The following is a 14,684-nucleotide window of genomic DNA, read 5'->3' on the forward strand; positions in this document are numbered from 1 at the left end:
TCGACGCCGAAAGCCGCAGAATGGCCACAATCTTGACACCAAGAAGCCAGGAAAACTGAGGTTTTAAGTGCCTTAAATTGCAGTATTACGACTTTTAGGCACTCTTTTTTGAAAAAGATCGGCAGAAGCACAAGATCGGGCTTGTGCCTGTCTGATCGATTTGCTAGATGCCTCCTCGCTGACAAGTTCAGCTTCTACCACACAGTGCGGTCGTGGCGGAATTGGTAGACGCGCAGCGTTGAGGTCGCTGTGGGGCAACCCGTGGAAGTTCGAGTCTTCTCGACCGCACCATTCTCTCCCAAGAGTTATGATTTCTTTTTAGATGCAGCTCTGCGATCTGGTTAAACACCAGATGAAGCAGGGATTTTTTGCGTTTTAAAATCAGATATTTAAGCCCAACATAAAATAATTTCATTCAATTGTGCTCAACTGCAAGAATGGCCTTGTGCAGTCCAGATTGATTTGCTAAATGCCCTCTCGCTGACATTGTTCAGCTTCTACCACACAGTGCGGTCGTGGCGGAATTGGTAGACGCGCAGCGTTGAGGTCGCTGTGGGGCAACCCGTGGAAGTTCGAGTCTTCTCGACCGCACCATTCTCTCCCCTTAAAAATTTGATTTTTTTGCGCTGCAGTAATGAATAGCTTCTCGAATTTGGGATGTTATCCAACCTGCTAAAATGCTTTATTGCATCATGCAGACGCCAATCAACGACGGGAAGAAACAATGAAAATCAGCGCACGCAATCGCCTCAAAGGCACAATCGTCGATGTCACCAAAGGTGCAACCACGGCGCATATCCGCATTGATATCGGAAACGGTGTCGTTGTTACCTCATCCATCACCAATGAAGCCGTGGATGAACTTGACCTCAAGGTTGGCTAGACAGCCTATGCAGTGGTTAAAGCATCAGACGTGATGGTCGCCACCGACGACTGACCTACTAATAACCCCGCTTAAAGCGGGGTTTTTGTTATATATCATTCTTATGCTCGCCCAGTTTCGGTGATCGCCTGTCGAGCTTCAGTTCGGCGTCTGAGAATCGGATTGGCGTACGCAAGCCCGGCACACCATCGGGATCGATTCTCATCTGCCGCGCGATGAATTGCGGATCGGCAAACACATCTGCAACCGTGTTGATCGGCCCGGCGGGCACCCCTGCCTTAGCAAGCGCTGCCAGAAGATCATCCCGTAACCATTGCGTTGTACGCTCTTCAAGCATTGCTGTCAGTGCATCGCGATTGGCGACGCGCGATGCATTGGTGAGGAAGCGGGAATCACGCGCGATTTCACCGACTCCCAGCAAAGCCGTCAGTTTTGCAAACTGCCCGTCATTGCCGCAGGCGATAATGAAATAACCGTCCGATACAGGCAGCGTCTGATAAGGCGCGATATTGGGATGCGCATTGCCCATACGCTTGGGCGAAACGCCGGATGCCAGATAATTCATCGCCTGATTGGCAAGAACCGCCGACATACAATCAAACAGCGCCATATCGATATGCTGACCCTTGCCCGTGCGCTCACGCATGATGAGTGCCGACTGGATAGCGATGACGCTGTAAAGCCCGGTGAAAATGTCTGCGAAAGCCACGCCAATCTTCTGCGGTTGCCCGTCCGGCTCGCCAGTCAGATCCATGATGCCGCCCATGCCCTGGATCATGAAATCATAACCCGCACGTTCTGCATAAGGCCCGGTGTGGCCAAAACCCGTGATTGAGCAATAGATCAGCCGTGGATTGATCGCTTTCAGGCTTTCATAGTCAAGGCCGTATTTATCAAGACCGCCGAGCTTGAAATTCTCAATCACCACGTCCGCATCGGCAACCAGCTTGCGCACAAGCTCCCTGCCCTCATCAGAGCGAAAATCAGCAATAATCGATTGCTTGCCACGATTACAGGCGTGGAAATAGGCTGCCGACTTTTCGCCTTCAACCTCGATAAATGGCGGCCCCCATGTGCGGGTGTCGTCACCTTCAGGGCTTTCGACCTTGATGACGTCGGCACCAAGGTCGGACAGTGTCTGTCCGACCCATGGACCTGCCAGAATGCGGGCCAGCTCAATGACTTTAAGACCCGCAAGCGGTGTATTATGCATTTCTCAAAACCTTTTCGAGCGATCAGAAGAAGGCCTGAATTCCGGTCTGCGCACGTCCGAGAATCAGCGCATGAACATCATGCGTACCCTCATAGGTGTTGACGGTTTCAAGATTCTGCGCGTGGCGCATGACGTGATATTCGATCTGAATGCCGTTGCCGCCATGCATGTCACGAGCCTGACGCGCAATATCGAGCGCCTTGCCGCAATTGTTGCGCTTGACGATGGAAATCATTTCGGGCGCCATTTTTCCTTCGTCAAACAGACGACCAACGCGTAAGCTTGCCTGCAAGCCCAGCGCTATTTCAGTCTGCATATCGGCGAGCTTCTTCTGATAAAGCTGCGTTCCAGCCAGCGGCTTGTCGAACTGCTTGCGATCAAGACCATACTGACGTGCGCGGAACCAGCAATCTTCTGCCGCGCCCAGCACACCCCATGAAATGCCATAGCGCGCACGGTTGAGACAGCCGAACGGACCCTTGAGGCCCGATACATTCGGCAACAATGCATCTTCCGATACTTCCACGCCATCCATGACGATTTCGCCAGTGATCGAAGCACGCAACGAAAGCTTTCCGCCAATCTTGGGGGCAGAAAGACCTTTCATGCCCTTTTCAAGTACAAAGCCACGGATCGCACCGTCATGGGCAGTCGACTTAGCCCAGACCACGAAAACGTCGGCAATCGGCGAATTGGAAATCCACATTTTAGAACCGCTGATGCGATAGCCACCATCGATCTTATCGGCGCGGGTTTTCATGCCAGCAGGATCGGAACCGGCATCAGGCTCAGTGAGACCAAAGCATCCAATCAATTCGCCGGAAACCAGGCCCGGCAGATATTTCTTGCGCTGTTCGTCGGAGCCATAAGCATAGATCGGATACATGACGAGCGACGACTGAACGCTCATCATCGAACGATAGCCGGAATCGATGCGCTCGACTTCGCGTGCCACCAGACCATAGGAAACATAGCCAGCATTGGCTGCGCCGTATTCTTCGGAAAGCGTTACACCAAGAAGGCCAGCCTGCCCCATCAGACGAAACAGGTCCGGATCAGTCGTTTCATCAAGATAAGCTTTTTCAATGCGCGGCAGCAGAACATCGCTCGCGAAAGCCTGCGCCGAGTCGCGGATCATCCGCTCGTCTTCGGTCAGTTGCTCATCAAGCAGAAACGGATCTTCCCAGTTAAATGCGGCACGCGACATGAATAATCTCCTCAAATTCAGGTGCCCAAATGTGACCGGAAAAGCGGAATCATGCAATGAACGTTTACTCATCGATCTATTCCGTTTAGTAATAGATGATGACATCACTATCGAGACGCCTGCTTCCTTCGACAAGCGCGCTTGCTGCCTTTGACGCAGTGGCGCGACACGAGAGCTTTTCGAGTGCGGCGGAAGAGCTGTCTCTGACGCAAGGGGCTGTCAGCCGTCAAATAGCAGCATTGGAAGAACAGCTTGGCGCTGCTCTGTTTGACCGCACCAGCCGCCATGTTTTGCTGACCGATGCCGGACGTGCCTATCTGAGTGGGATAAGCCCTGCCCTTGCCTCTATTCGCGCGGCCTCATTGCAAGTCATGTCGCAAATGCGTGGGACAACGCTCAATCTTGCATTTCTACCGACCTTCGGCACCCGCTGGCTGATCCCGAGAATCCCGCGTTTCGTCGCGCAATATCCGGATATTATTCTGAATTTTGCCACCCGCATTGGCCAGTTCGACTTTGAACGCGAGGGCCTTGATGCGGCAATCCATATTGGCCAACCGGACTGGCCGAATGCCGATTGCACATTTCTGATGGAGGAAACGGTTGCGCCCGTTTGCAGTCCAGCTTTTCTGAAACAGCACGCCATCACCGAGCCGAATGACCTGTTGCGCCTGCCGCTTTTCAACATGGCATCACGCCCCGGTGCATGGAGCCACTGGTTCAAAAGCCTCGACATTGCAGCACCTGTTGCGGGCGGAATGCGCTTTGAGCAATTCTCAAATGTTTCTCAGGCTTGTGTCGCAGGCCTTGGGATTGCACTGATGCCGCTGTTTCTGATCAGTGCCGAAATTGAAAGCGGGCAGCTTGTGGTGGCCTATCAGCACACAGTCAAAAGTCCGAGCAGCTATTACTTTGTGACACCGCAGGCGCGTGCGAATACGCCTGCGGTCAAAGCTTTTCGCGATTGGCTTCTTACTGAGGTCAATCGCGAGTTCGATCCTCACGCCATCGAGTTGCTGACGATCTCATAAGAGCGAAGACGCTTCTGATGGTCATAGATCATGCCCGTCACCATCAATTCGTCCGCACCAGTGCGTTCGGCAAATTCGCGAATGCCCTTGTCGACGGCTTCAGGACCGCCCACCACACGACATGATAGCATCTGGCGAACCAGTGCCTGTGCGGAAGGATCAAGCTGCTCCTGATAGCCCACAACGGGCGCTGGCAACTTGCCCGGACGGCCGCTGCGCAAGTTCACAAATGCCTGCAATTGCGACGTGAACAGATGATGTGCTTCTTCATCCGTATCCGCTGCAATGACATTAAGCCCAAGCATGACATAAGGCTTCTGCAAATATTCGGACGGCTCAAATCGTTCGCGATAAAGCTCTACAGCGCGTTCCATGTCAGCCGGTGCGAAATGGGAGGCGAAGCCATAAGGTAGCCCCAGCATCGCAGCCAGTTGCGCGCCAAACAGGCTCGAACCGAGAATCCAGACCGGGACATTCAGTCCCGCGCCCGGCACGGCCTGAACGCGCTGGGCGGGATCGGCTGGCTTAAAGTAATTGAGAAGCTCCACGACATCGCGCGGAAAGTCATTGGCGCTGCTTTCAAGATTCCGGCGAAGCGCATGTGCCGTCAGCTGATCAGTGCCGGGCGCACGACCAAGGCCCAGATCGATACGGCCCGGAAACAGCGAAGCCAGCGTGCCGAACTGTTCGGCGATCACCAATGGCGAATGGTTCGGCAACATGATGCCGCCCGCACCAACGCGAATGGTGGACGTGCCCGCTGCCACATGGCCGATAACGACCGAGGTAGCTGCACTGGCAATACCGGGCATGTTGTGATGCTCGGCCAGCCAATAGCGCGTAAAGCCCAGTTTTTCAGCCTGCTGGGCCAATTCGAGCGTGTTGCGCAGAGACTGTCCTGCATCGCTGCCTTCAGGGACGGGTGAAAGATCGAGTACGGATAAAGGTATCATGCCTGCTCATATGGTAATTAAGAGTTGGAATACAAATGATCCCAAGAAAAAGGGCGGCCCACATGTGGCCGCCCTTCATCTTATTATTCAATACAAGTTTCAGTGATGCGGTACAGGAGCAGGTTGTCCACCCTCTTCCTTTTCAGGAACGAATTCACCCTCAACATCTTTCTTTGCAATGAACGTATAGAACATCGGAACCACGAAGAGCGTGAAGACTGTACCGATGGTGATACCGGTGAAGATCACCAGCCCCATCGAGTAACGAGCCGCCGCACCCGCACCACTTGCGATGATCAGCGGAACAACGCCAAGCGCCATTGCAGCCGTGGTCATCAGAATCGGACGCAGGCGGGTTTCTGCCGAGAGGATGATGGCCTCACGACGCGAATGACCATGCAGGCGACGCTGCTGGTTGGCAAACTCCACCATCAGAATACCGTGCTTGGTTATCAAGCCGACAAGGGTAATCATACCAACCTGCGTATAGATGTTGAGCGTGCCAAGTCCCAGGTTCAGCGGAACGATAGCACCGAAGATCGAAAGCGGAACCGACATCATGATGATGAACGGATCGCGGAAGCTTTCGAACTGCGCCGCAAGCACCAGATAGATCACGATAACGGCAAGGCCGAAGGCGATCATGATCGTGTTGCCCTGCTCGACTTCCAGACGCGACTGACCGGAATAGTCAAGGAAGAAGCCTTCCGGCATCTTCTGCTGCGCCAGATTGACGAGTGTTTGCAGGCCCTGACCTGTGGTGACACTCGGCATTGGCAGAGCGGAAATCGTTGCCGAATTCAGCTGGTTGAACTGCTCGATAGCCGCAGGCGAAGAGTTCGTCTTGATCTGGATGACAGAAGACAGAGGAACCATCTCGCCCGAAACACTGCGAACATAGAAATCACCGAGCTTTTCAGGATTCGAACGATAGATGTCCGGCACCTGACTGATGATATCATAGCTGTTTGAATCGCGGTCGAACTGAGCAATCTTTGCACCACCGGTCAGAAGACCAAGCGTCGAGCCAATATCACTCACCTGCACGCCCAGCGTTGCAGCCCGGTCACGATCAATTGTGATGGTGGTCTGCGGCGCATTATAGGACATGGAGTTCTGAACGATAATGAACTGGCCTGTCGCCTGTGCTTCGTTTTTGATTTCCTCAGCAAGCTCGAACACCTGACTTGACGGTCCCGTCGACTGAAGAGCAATCGAAATCGGCAAGCCACCACCAGCACCCGGCAGCGAAGGAGGCGCAAAGATGAATGCGTCAACGCCGGCAACCTTGGTCAGTCGGGCAGTCAGGTCTTCCTGAATCTGCTTCTGCGAACGCGTGCGCTCAGACCAGTCCTTCAGCACCCAGAGAGCGATACCGGAGGTTGTGCCACCATCCATGCCGACGATCTGGAAGCGTGTGTCGAGTTCCGGCAGATCCTTGGTCAGACCATCGATCTGCTCGGCATAGAGGTTGGTATAGGCAGAGGTTGCATATTGCGGCGCCTGGAACATCGAGAACAATGCGCCTGAATCTTCTTCCGGTGCCAGTTCGCTCGATGTGTTCACAAACAGGAAGCCTGTGAGACCAACCAGAGCAATAACGATCATCAGCGTAATCGGGCGATAATTAAGCGATCCCGATACGAGACGATGATATCCCTTTTCGAGCTTCTTGAAGTTCGTATCAATGAACTTCTGGAAGCGCGATGCCTCGCCATGTTTCAACATACGCGCGCACATCATCGGCGAGATTGTCAAAGCTGCAACGCCGGAAATGATAACCGCACCTGCAAGCGTGAAGGCAAACTCGCGGAACAGCGATCCGGTCAAACCACCGGTAAATCCGAGAGGTGCAAACACCGCAGCCAGCGTGATCGTCATCGCGATAATGGAGCCGGTGATTTCCTTCATACCCTTGAAGGCCGCATCCATAGGACGCAATCCCTCTTCGATATGCCGGTGAATGTTCTCCAGAACCACGATGGCGTCATCCACCACCAGACCAATCGCCAGAACCATCGCCAGAAGCGACAGAAGGTTGATCGAGAAGCCCAGAATATACAGGAAGAAACAGACGCCAATCAGCGAAATCGGGATTGTTACAATCGGGATAAGCACCGACCGGAACGAACCCAGGAACACGATGATGACCAGAATAACGATAGCGACCGCTTCGCCGATGGTCGTGAACACTTCGTTGATCGACGAGCTGATCTGCTCAGTCGCATCATAGACCAGATCAAGCGTCATGCCTTCAGGCAAGGATGCCTGAATGGCCGGGAGTTCTTTCCTGAACGCTGTCGCAACATCGATAGGGTTCGCTGAAGGCGTTGGGTAGATTGCAAGGAATGTACCCGCAGAACCATTGAACGAAACGATCGTGTCCTTGCTTTTCGCCGCCAGTTCCACCTTTGCAACATCGCGCAGACGAACGACTTCATCGCCGGAAGTCTTGATCGGCATCGCACCGAAAGCTTCCGGTGTCTGCAAGGTCGATTCAAGCGTAATCGAAGAGGCAACAAACTGGTTTTTGGTCGTACCCGGTGCCGACAGGAAGTTCGACGCATTGATCGCAGCCAGAACTTCCGGTGCGGTGATCTGGCGTGCGGCGAGCTGAATTGGATCAAGCCACACGCGCATCGAATAGACCTGACCACCCAGAATTTCGGCCTTGGCCACACCCTGCACCGTGGAGATGCGCGGCTGCATGACGCGTTCCAGATATTCAGTAATCTGCTCGCTCGTCATGTTCGGGTTCTGTGCTGCCAGATACATGGTAGCAAAGCTCTGGCCCGTTCCCTTGACGATAACCGGGTCATCGGATTCAGACGGCAGATTGCCGCGAACCTGATTAACCTTTGCAATCACCTCGGTCAGTGCCGCATCAGGATTTGCGCCAAGCTTCATCTGCACCGTCACCGTGCTCGACGATGGACGGCTGGATGAAGTGACGTAATCAATGTTTTCAGTGGTCGCCACGGATTCCGCGATTGGCGATGTGATAAAGCCCTGAATAAGCTCCGCACTCGCACCCGCATAAGCAGTGGTGACGGTAATAACGGTTTCATCGACCTTTGGATATTCACGCACCGAAAGCTGCGCGATACCCTGAAGGCCAAGGAGAATGATCATGAGAGCGACCACGGTAGCAAGTACGGGTCGCCGGATGAAAATATCGGAAAAACTCATCTTGCTCGCCTATTACTTGTCAGCCGCAGGCAGCGGATTGACTGTGTTGTCGATCGTAACAGCAGCACCCGGCGAAAGCCGGTTCTGACCTGCAGTGATCACGATATCACCAGCCTTCAGGCCATCGGTGATTTCAGCAACGCCGCCATAACGACGACCGACCTTGACGAAAACCTGCTGCGCGACCTGCTTTGCAGCCTGTCCTTCAGGAGCTTTTTCGCCTTCTTTTGGCTGCTCGGGACGAACAGCATAAACATAGTCACCGTAAAGGCTTGTCACGATTGTCGTTTGTGGCAAAGCCAGAATATTGTCTTCCTGTGGAAGCTCAACGCGAACCTGAACGAACTGACCAGGCGTCAGACGTGGTTCATCATTCTGCACTTCTGCACGCACGGAGACCAGACGGCTTGCAGGGTCGATCTTTGGATCAATACCAACAATCGTGCCGTTATATTTCAATGCGTCCATGTTTGGTCCGACCTTCACAGGCTGTCCAAGCTTCAGGGAAGAAAGCGACTGCTCCGGTACAGAGAAGTCGATACGCATCTTGTCGGTTTCCTGCAAAGTGCCGATAACGGTGCCCGGCGTCAGGTACTGACCGAGATCGACCTTGGAAATACCGATAACACCGTCAAATGGCGCCGTTACGGTCTTCTGATCAAGCACTGCCTGCATCTTGGCAACAGCGGCCTTCTTGGCGCTGGCAGCAGCGGCAGTTGTGTCAACGTCTGAAACTGCACCCACGCCACGCGTGCGCAAGGTTTCAGCGCGCTTCAGGTTCTGATCAGCAAGCACAGCTTCAGCCTGAGCAGCCACCAGATCGGCAGTCTCAATGCTGTTTTCCAGCTGAAGAAGGACAGTGCCCTTCTTTACTTCCTGATTGGCGGTGAATTCGATTTTATCAACGATACCATTGACCTGAACTGTCAGATCGACACCATTGATCGCATTGGCAGAACCAATCGCTTCAATGCCTGGAGTCCAGACGCCCGGCTCAAGCGTGACAGTCGAAACCGTCTTGGCAGGCTGCTGCATATTCGCGAAGAAATCCTTGATCGCCTGCGTTCTGAACAGGTTGAAACCAACGAGCCCCCCCACGACGATCACGAGGAAAATTATTGCCAGAATGAGGCGTTTGATCATTGCGGATGCACTCCAGGGTGTCGTTGGCGTGCTTCCTTTATGTTCCTCACAATTTGGTCGCACGTATTTTACTTGAATATCAGATGAAAATAACTGTACCGTCTGGACGGTATTGTCAACTATCGAACTGTCAGGAGACCATAGGAATTGCACACAAAGAATAAGGTCTCTTCGCGAGAGCGCATTTTGCGCGCAGCAGTGGAACTCGCCCAAGAGGTCGGACCAGCACATATATCTCTCGACGCGGTTGCGGCCCGCGCAGGCCTCTCAAAAGGAGGATTGCTTTACTCGTTTCCAACGAAAGCAAAGTTGCTTGAGGGCGTGGTCGAAGAGTATATGAAAGAGCATGAACGTGCGATGGAGGTTCAGGAACGCCTGCAGAGCGGAGATAAAAACCGTGTCGCGCGTGCTTTTTTTGATGTTTATCGCGTTCAGGCTGACGATGAGCCACCGGCCAGCGGAATTCTTGCTGCGCTGGTCGAGAACCCGGATTTCATGATCCCGGTCAGACATTATCACCGGGCCGTACTTGATCGGATGCTAAAAGACGCTTCCGACTCCAATCTCGTTTTGATTACTTATCTTGCGCTTTCCGGACTTGAATGCGGCCGCTTGCTTGATTGTGACATCGTAAGCGAAGAAGAGCGCCATTCCGTTATCTGTCGTCTGGAAAAGCTGCTCGAAGCTGGATAGGTTTATAGCATTTCCAGCAAAAGTGCGAAGCAGTTTTGCGTCGGATAATGCGTAAAAACAAACAGTTACAGTGGTTCCAACGATTCATTTTTAACTGGAGCCGCTGTAATAGATACAAAAAACGCGCCTTAGAGGCGCGTTTTACAACTCAAACAGAGATGAAAATCAAAGGGCTGGTATATCGCCCCTCTCCCATCCGGCTGTCGTTTCAGCCGCGAAGTCTTCAAAACGACCTTCAGCGATTGCCGCCCGAATGCCCTGCATGAGATACTGGTAATAGGCCAGATTGTTCCATGTCAGCAGCATCCCGCCCAGTGCTTCACCCGATTTGACCAGATGATGCAGATAAGCGCGGCTGTAATCACGCGTCGCCGGGCAGTTTGATTCTGGATCAAGCGGACGATGATCATCGGCATGACGCGCATTGCGCAGGTTCACCTTGCCAAAGCGCGTGAACGCCAGACCATGACGGCCAGCACGCGTTGGCATCACGCAATCGAACATGTCGATACCGCGGGCGACCGATTTCAGAATGTCATCCGGCGTGCCAACGCCCATCAGATAGCGTGGCTTTTCTGTAGGCAGGATCGGGCAAACCACTTCGAGCATCTCGAGCATGACGTTCTGCGGCTCACCAACAGCCAGACCACCAACGGAATAGCCTTTGAGGTCCATCGCCTTCAATGCTTCAGCCGAGCGCTCACGCAGGCGCGCATTGTCACCGCCCTGCACGATGCCGAACATCGCCTTACCAGCCTGTGTACCAAACGCCACCTTGCAGCGCTCTGCCCAGCGCAGCGACAATTCCATCGCGCGTTCAGTGTTCTTTTCAGGCGATGGCAGCGCTACGCATTCATCGAGCTGCATCTGAATATCGCTATCAAGCAGCCCCTGAATTTCGATGGAACGCTCCGGCGTCATTTCATAAGGCTTGCCGTCGATATGCGAGCGGAAAGTCACACCGTTTTCGTTAAGCTTGCGGAGCTGCGCGAGCGACATGACCTGAAAGCCGCCGGAATCGGTCAGAATTGGGCCTTTCCAGCCGCCGAATTCATGCAGACCACCAAGACGAGCAACGCGTTCCGCACCCGGACGCAGCATCAGATGATAGGTGTTGCCGAGAATGATGTCGGCGCCCAAATCCTTCACCTGATCCATATACATGGCCTTGACGGTTCCGGCTGTGCCAACTGGCATGAAGGCAGGCGTACGCACCACGCCGCGCGGCATGGAGATTTCGCCCTGACGGGCTGCGCCATCACGCGCAAGCACTTTGAATTCAAAATTTTCGCTGGTCATGCCGTGTCTCTAATGAATTATGCCGAAAAAGGGAACCGTTTCATTGCCTCTCAAGAAGAGAGGAGTCTCCATAGGAATAGAAGCGGTAGCCTGTCTCGATTGCACGCTTATAAGCGTCCTGCATCGTCTCAAAGCCACTGAAGGCCGAAACAAGCATGAAGAGCGTCGAGCGCGGCAGATGGAAATTAGTCATCAGCAGATCGACCGCCCGGAACTTATAGCCCGGTGTGATGAAAATATCGGTCGGACCCGCCCATGGGCGAATGATGCCATCTTCACCGGCAGCGCTCTCAATCAGGCGCAGGGATGTGGTGCCGACACAGATTACCCGGCCGCCTCGGGCATGAACGGCGTTCAGCGCATCGGCAGTTTCCTGCGAAACGTATCCGATCTCGGAATGCATCTTATGGTCCGTCGTATCGTCGGCTTTGACGGGCAGAAATGTGCCCGCCCCTACATGCAGCGTCACGAAATGTTCTTCGATGCCACGATCGCGGATTTTTTTGAGCAGATCGGGTGTGAAATGCAGCCCTGCAGTCGGGGCTGCAACAGCCCCTTCCTGACGCGCATAAACAGTCTGATAATCGCTGCGGTCGCGCTCATCTTCAGCGCGCTTGGATGCGATATAAGGCGGCAAAGGAATGTGGCCGACCGAAGCAATGGCTTCATCCAGCATCGCGCCAGAGAGGTCAAACACCAGCAGAACTTCGCCAGCGTCACCCTTCTCGGCAACGGTTGCGTCGAGTGTTCCGAGGAAGCAGCTTGAATCGGAATGGCCGAAACGGATGCGGTCGCCTTCCTTCACGCGCTTGGCAGGACGCAGGAATGCTTTCCAACGATCGGGGCCGGTACGCATGTGAAGCGTCGCGCTGACCTGCGAAATATTGCCATCGCGCTCGCGCATACCTTCAAGTTGTGCAGGAATGACTTTTGTATCGTTGAAAACGAGCGCATCGCCCGGCTGCAACAGATCAGGCAGCTCGAATACCTGTCGATCTTCGAATGGCTGACCGGGACGCACGCGCAAAAGCTTGGCGTGGTCGCGCGGTTCGGCTGGACGCAGAGCAATGCTCTCTTCCGGCAAATCGAAATCGAAAAGATCAACACGCATCATAAACCTCATCAGAGCATTTCAAATTTCAGAAATGCATCAAAGCAAGAGCGGCCCCGGCAAAACCGGAGCCGCTATATTTCTATAGAAACGACAGAATTAGATATCTGCAGCGATGCGTGCAGTTACGATCACGTCTGGATCGGTAACAGGTTCGCCGCGCTTGATCTTGTCGACATTGTCCATGCCTTCGATAACCTGACCCCATACGGAGTACTGGCGGTCAAGCCATGGAGCGTCGGTGAAGCAGATGAAGAACTGCGAGTTAGCCGAGTTCGGGTTCTGCGAACGAGCCATCGAAGCAGTGCCGCGCTTGTGCGAGGTGTTCGAGAATTCAGCCTTGAGGTCAGGCTTGTCCGAACCGCCCATGCCAGCACGCGAGCCATTGAAATGCGCGCCGCCCGTCTTGCCGAACTTCACGTCGCCGGTCTGCGCCATGAAACCGTCGATAACGCGGTGGAACACAACGCCGTCATAAGCGCCTTCGCGTGCCAGTTCCTTGATGCGTTCGACATGGCCAGGAGCCAGATCAGGGAAGAGTTCGAGAACGACATTGCCCTTGGTGGTTTCAAGAACGAGCGTGTTTTCCGGGTCTTTGTAAGCCATCGGGCCTCTCCTATTGAGCGTATCCCCAAAAGTTTGAATCATTTTTTGGGACAGGGATACGTGTTGAATTTAGAGCGCATCCCGAAAAGTGTGAAACGGTTTTCGGATAAGATGCGCATTAGAACAGATATTTAGAGCACCGATCTGTTTCAATCAGATCGAAAAGCGCTCTAAAACTCATTTCTTTTCGATCGTGGCTTTGATGATCTTGTCAGGGCTTTCCACCGAACCATTATCGGATTCACTTCCCTTTTTGATCTTATCAACCACGTCCATGCCACTGACAACCTTGCCAACAACCGTGTACTGGCCGTTCAGGAATGCGCCATCATTGAACATGATGAAGAACTGCGAGTTGGCGGAATTCGGGTCCTGGCTGCGCGCCATACCAACCGTGCCACGCACAAATGGTTCCTGCGAGAATTCAGCCGGAATGTTCGGCAGTTCAGAACCACCGGTACCAACGCGCGACGCATTGAAGCCCTTGTCAACGTTACCGAACTTCACATCACCGGTCTGAGCCATGAAGCCGGGAATCACGCGATGGAAAGCCACGCCGTTGTAAGCGCCTTCCTGAGCCAGCTTTTCAATCTGTGCGACATGCTTTGGCGCAAGGTTTGGGCTCAGCTCAATAGCGACATTGCCGTCTTTGAGCTGCAGATTGAGGATGTCAGCAGCAAAGGCCGCACCTTGAGAAAACGCAACAATGCTGGCTGCGACAAGCGCCGAACGAACGAATGACATAATCGAGAAACTCCCTGAATCAGGATTTGAATTTTGCTTCCAGCGCAGCCGCAACAGCTGCAGGAACGAAGGGCTTTATATCGCCTCCCATTGAGGCAATCTGGCGAACCAATGTGGCAGTAATCGTGCGCACAGCAGGATCGGCTGGCAGAAAGACGGTTTGCAACTCCGGCGCCATCGTTCCATTCATGCCCGCCATCTGCATTTCATAATCGAGATCGGTGCCATCGCGCAGACCACGCACCATGAGCTTGGCGCCATGCTTACGTGCAGCATCAATGACAAGGGCATCAAACGAAATCACGGAAACGCGCTTCGCCTCAGCCCCAAGCAAAGCCTTGGCGCTTGCATTGATAAGCTCGACACGTTCTTCAAAACTGAACAGCGGCTTCTTGCCCGGATGCACGCCAATAGCGACGATAACCTGATCGGCAAGACGCAGCGTGCCTTTCAGAACATCCATATGGCCATTGGTGACCGGGTCGAATGAACCCGCATAAATCGCGATCGTCATTTCTTCCAGCTAGCCTTTTCTAATCAGATTTTCAACAACAACCACAATTGAAAGAAATCAGAAACCAAGAAAACAGATGAATGCGATATGAACAACGA

At 53.5% G+C, this 14,684-nt stretch carries 13 protein-coding genes and 2 tRNA genes; 5 read left to right on the forward strand and 10 right to left on the reverse strand.

The genetic code is table 11. The annotated features are described in order from the left end of the window. The first annotated feature begins 206 nt into the window (after positions 1 to 206). The 3 genes from KMS41_05355 (at position 207) to KMS41_05365 (ending at position 883) form a co-directional block, all read left to right on the forward strand. Positions 207 to 291, forward strand: a tRNA-Leu gene (locus KMS41_05355). Between the two features lie 218 nt (positions 292 to 509). Further along, positions 510 to 594 (forward strand) — tRNA-Leu (locus KMS41_05360). 130 nt (positions 595 to 724) lie between these two features. After that, positions 725 to 883 carry a TOBE domain-containing protein gene (locus tag KMS41_05365; GenBank protein ID QWK78658.1) on the forward strand — a complete coding sequence of 53 codons (159 nt, stop codon included), beginning with the start codon at positions 725 to 727 and terminating at the stop codon, positions 881 to 883. 88 nt (positions 884 to 971) lie between these two features. Here the strand turns inward: KMS41_05365 and KMS41_05370 are convergent, their stop codons facing one another. Together KMS41_05370 and KMS41_05375 are read right to left on the reverse strand one after the other, a co-directional pair. After that, positions 972 to 2,096: a CoA transferase gene (locus KMS41_05370; GenBank protein ID QWK78659.1), complete on the reverse strand. Its 1,125-nt coding sequence runs from the start codon at positions 2,094 to 2,096 to the stop codon at positions 972 to 974. A 22-nt stretch (positions 2,097 to 2,118) separates the two neighbouring features. Continuing rightward, positions 2,119 to 3,303 carry an acyl-CoA dehydrogenase gene (locus KMS41_05375; GenBank protein ID QWK78660.1) on the reverse strand — a complete coding sequence of 395 codons (1,185 nt, stop codon included), beginning with the start codon at positions 3,301 to 3,303 and terminating at the stop codon, positions 2,119 to 2,121. A 98-nt stretch (positions 3,304 to 3,401) separates the two neighbouring features. Between KMS41_05375 and KMS41_05380 the strand changes: the two genes are divergently transcribed. Then, positions 3,402 to 4,334, forward strand: a complete 933-nt coding sequence (locus KMS41_05380) for a LysR family transcriptional regulator (GenBank protein ID QWK78782.1) — start codon at positions 3,402 to 3,404, stop codon at positions 4,332 to 4,334. On the opposite strand, the gene KMS41_05385 is transcribed toward KMS41_05380, so the two are convergent. The 3 genes from KMS41_05385 to KMS41_05395 form a co-directional block, all read right to left on the reverse strand. Next, positions 4,304 to 5,287, reverse strand: coding sequence for an LLM class flavin-dependent oxidoreductase (locus KMS41_05385; GenBank protein ID QWK78661.1), 984 nt, complete (start codon positions 5,285 to 5,287; stop codon positions 4,304 to 4,306). The genes KMS41_05380 and KMS41_05385 overlap by 31 nt on opposite strands. Before the next feature lie 99 nt (positions 5,288 to 5,386). Next, positions 5,387 to 8,476 carry an efflux RND transporter permease subunit gene (locus KMS41_05390; GenBank protein QWK78662.1) on the reverse strand — a complete coding sequence of 1,030 codons (3,090 nt, stop codon included), beginning with the start codon at positions 8,474 to 8,476 and terminating at the stop codon, positions 5,387 to 5,389. Between the two features lie 12 nt (positions 8,477 to 8,488). Next, positions 8,489 to 9,619 (reverse strand): efflux RND transporter periplasmic adaptor subunit, encoded by a 1,131-nt coding sequence (locus KMS41_05395; protein QWK78663.1) that lies wholly within the window; start codon positions 9,617 to 9,619, stop codon positions 8,489 to 8,491. Between the two features lie 147 nt (positions 9,620 to 9,766). Between KMS41_05395 and KMS41_05400 the strand changes: the two genes are divergently transcribed. After that, positions 9,767 to 10,312, forward strand: coding sequence for a TetR/AcrR family transcriptional regulator (locus tag KMS41_05400; GenBank protein ID QWK78664.1), 546 nt, complete (start codon positions 9,767 to 9,769; stop codon positions 10,310 to 10,312). A 165-nt stretch (positions 10,313 to 10,477) separates the two neighbouring features. On the opposite strand, the gene tgt is transcribed toward KMS41_05400, so the two are convergent. The 5 genes from tgt to coaD all read right to left on the reverse strand — a co-directional run bounded on the left by tgt (position 10,478) and on the right by coaD (position 14,586). Next, a complete protein-coding gene (gene tgt / locus KMS41_05405) occupies positions 10,478 to 11,611 on the reverse strand; it encodes a tRNA guanosine(34) transglycosylase Tgt (GenBank protein ID QWK78665.1) in 1,134 nt (377 codons plus the stop codon). A 40-nt stretch (positions 11,612 to 11,651) separates the two neighbouring features. Then, entirely contained in the window at positions 11,652 to 12,722 is a 1,071-nt protein-coding gene (gene queA / locus KMS41_05410; protein ID QWK78783.1) for a tRNA preQ1(34) S-adenosylmethionine ribosyltransferase-isomerase QueA, read from the reverse strand. Positions 12,723 to 12,821: 99 nt separating this feature from the next. Continuing rightward, positions 12,822 to 13,328, reverse strand: a complete 507-nt coding sequence (locus KMS41_05415; protein ID QWK78666.1) for a peptidylprolyl isomerase — start codon at positions 13,326 to 13,328, stop codon at positions 12,822 to 12,824. A 177-nt stretch (positions 13,329 to 13,505) separates the two neighbouring features. After that, positions 13,506 to 14,072, reverse strand: a complete 567-nt coding sequence (locus KMS41_05420) for a peptidylprolyl isomerase (protein ID QWK78667.1) — start codon at positions 14,070 to 14,072, stop codon at positions 13,506 to 13,508. Positions 14,073 to 14,091: 19 nt separating this feature from the next. After that, entirely contained in the window at positions 14,092 to 14,586 is a 495-nt protein-coding gene (coaD, locus tag KMS41_05425; GenBank protein ID QWK78668.1) for a pantetheine-phosphate adenylyltransferase, read from the reverse strand. Between the last annotated feature and the right edge of the window lie 98 nt (positions 14,587 to 14,684).

Origin of the sequence: Ochrobactrum sp. BTU1 (assembly GCA_018798825.1) — a bacterium.
Classification (GTDB): domain Bacteria; phylum Pseudomonadota; class Alphaproteobacteria; order Rhizobiales; family Rhizobiaceae; genus Brucella.

Bases quoted from the DNA above. Each gene is read 5' to 3' on its own strand.
- KMS41_05365 (QWK78658.1), top strand. From the start codon at position 725: ATGAAAATCAGCGCACGCAATCGCCTCAAAGGCACAATCGTCGATGTC.
- KMS41_05370 (QWK78659.1), bottom strand. From the start codon at position 2,096: ATGCATAATACACCGCTTGCGGGTCTTAAAGTCATTGAGCTGGCCCGC.
- KMS41_05375 (QWK78660.1), bottom strand. From the start codon at position 3,303: ATGTCGCGTGCCGCATTTAACTGGGAAGATCCGTTTCTGCTTGATGAG.
- KMS41_05380 (QWK78782.1), top strand. From the start codon at position 3,402: ATGACATCACTATCGAGACGCCTGCTTCCTTCGACAAGCGCGCTTGCT.
- KMS41_05385 (QWK78661.1), bottom strand. From the start codon at position 5,287: ATGATACCTTTATCCGTACTCGATCTTTCACCCGTCCCTGAAGGCAGC.
- KMS41_05390 (QWK78662.1), bottom strand. From the start codon at position 8,476: ATGAGTTTTTCCGATATTTTCATCCGGCGACCCGTACTTGCTACCGTG.
- KMS41_05395 (QWK78663.1), bottom strand. From the start codon at position 9,619: ATGATCAAACGCCTCATTCTGGCAATAATTTTCCTCGTGATCGTCGTG.
- tgt (QWK78665.1), bottom strand. From the start codon at position 11,611: ATGACCAGCGAAAATTTTGAATTCAAAGTGCTTGCGCGTGATGGCGCA.
- queA (QWK78783.1), bottom strand. From the start codon at position 12,722: ATGCGTGTTGATCTTTTCGATTTCGATTTGCCGGAAGAGAGCATTGCT.
- KMS41_05415 (QWK78666.1), bottom strand. From the start codon at position 13,328: ATGGCTTACAAAGACCCGGAAAACACGCTCGTTCTTGAAACCACCAAG.
- KMS41_05420 (QWK78667.1), bottom strand. From the start codon at position 14,072: ATGTCATTCGTTCGTTCGGCGCTTGTCGCAGCCAGCATTGTTGCGTTT.
- coaD (QWK78668.1), bottom strand. From the start codon at position 14,586: ATGACGATCGCGATTTATGCGGGTTCATTCGACCCGGTCACCAATGGC.